Source organism: Listeria valentina (genome assembly GCF_011800755.1).
GTDB lineage: Bacteria > Bacillota > Bacilli > Lactobacillales > Listeriaceae > Listeria > Listeria valentina.
This window is the reverse complement of the sequence record NZ_JAATJW010000128.1, coordinates 1-1629: the sequence shown is the minus strand read 5'-3', so window position 1 is coordinate 1629 and position 1629 is coordinate 1. Positions and strand designations below refer to the sequence as shown.

Here is a 1629-nt window from a genome sequence, read left to right as displayed (position 1 = left end):
TCATTCATGCCGGGAGCCAAAGAAATCAACCCTAGATTGGTCAGGCGTCCGCACCGAATTCCGTTTTTATAGATTTTGGATCCATCAATGACAACGGTATCTGTATCATATAAACGTTCATTGTCATTGAATTTGAACATTTCCCCAGTCGTTCTATTGGTGAGCTTAAAACCGCCTTGGGAATACGTCTGAATAGTTATTTTCAGCTCATGCATTCTTGGGTTGATTTCAAAGCTTCCACCATTATAAATCTGAATATGGTTCTTGGTATGAATATACTGATGATCTTCAGCAAGCACACCCTGCCCAATCTGCCATTCTTCCGATTCTAGAGTGAAAGGCTTTAGTGTAGTTCCAAAGGATTCTCCACACCCTTTTATGACACTCCATTCGATTTTTATTTGAGCAATTGAGCCATTCCATTTTGTTAACTGGAGGTCAGACACACGAGCTTTATAAAATATCCCGGGCATCAAATTAGTATGAAGATAGTAAGCTTTCCTTTGATACAAGACTTCATACATTTCTTGTAATTTTGTTTGCAAAAACACCCAACTACCTACTTCTAGCACAAATTCTAAAACAAAAGGAAACGCTTGAAAATTTGCATCTGCTTCTGTTTCACCGTCAGTGTACGCAAATTCCACATCATTATTTTTTAAAATAGGCGCTTCTCTGCCCAAGTCAATAACATCTTTAGCGTAAATTTCTGTAAAAGGTACTCGCTTATTATTATTCATTATTAGGTCTAATTGTGGCTTCATAGAGTGATACCACCCCCGTAAAATTCAGTGCCTACAGCCTTACCTAATTCACCATTTATATCTGTCTTTTCAACTTTTGCAATAGGTTTCTTTACAAGTTTTTTAGTCTCGTTCAGAATTGCCGTTAAAACACCAAGCATATTTTCTTCTGCTGATGATCCAGTTGCTTTTCTGATTGCCTTCCTCTCCGCTATTTCTTTAGAGAAAGGTGTATTCACTGGCGTGATTGAAGGACTAAAGCTTTTCACATCATTTGTCCCACTTGCAAAATGTGGAACCTCTCTTTCAAATGCTTGTTGAGACGGCCAAATTTTTGTTCCTTGGGGTAAATTATAAAGCGTATTAACGTTTGGAGAAATGCCAAAATTTCCGCTAGGAGTTAGGAAAGGCTCATTCTTTCCACCATCACCAAGAATTACATTTCCGCCTTTGAAGTTATTATCTCCCTTGGCACGCATTTCCTGTACACCGGATGGAGCTCGTCCACTTGTTTTATAAGCAACTTCAAGAACTTTTTGTTCTCTAAATGGTATTTTGCCCCAATCTGAAATCATATTCTGTAAACTAGTTCTAATACTTTCTGCATTTGTTTTCGCTAAGAAGTTTTTCAATGATGGGGATAGATTATTATAAGATGTTATATTTTTTTTGCTAGTTGCAATTTTATTTAGTAAATCACGATTATTACCAAATAAATACTTTAAATCTATCTTTTCTCCATTGTATTCAACAATTGAACTTTCTCCACGCTTTATTTTATCTAGAACATCTGTATTACTAGCTAATAGTGTCTGCATGTATCCTAATAAAGTAGACACCTTTTTTGATATACTAGTAAATAAATAGACACAAATGTCGAAAGGAC

1 protein-coding gene and 1 pseudogene are annotated in these 1629 nt (G+C 36.2%); both read right to left on the bottom strand.

Annotated elements, in window-relative coordinates; genetic code table 11:
- On the bottom strand, positions 1 to 764 hold a 764-nt coding region (locus HCK02_RS13735), incomplete at its 3' end, for a phage tail domain-containing protein (protein ID WP_167630662.1).
- Positions 761 to 1629: pseudogene (locus tag HCK02_RS13730) on the bottom strand (hypothetical protein); the annotation flags it as partial. The gene HCK02_RS13735 and the pseudogene HCK02_RS13730, both read right to left, overlap by 4 nt.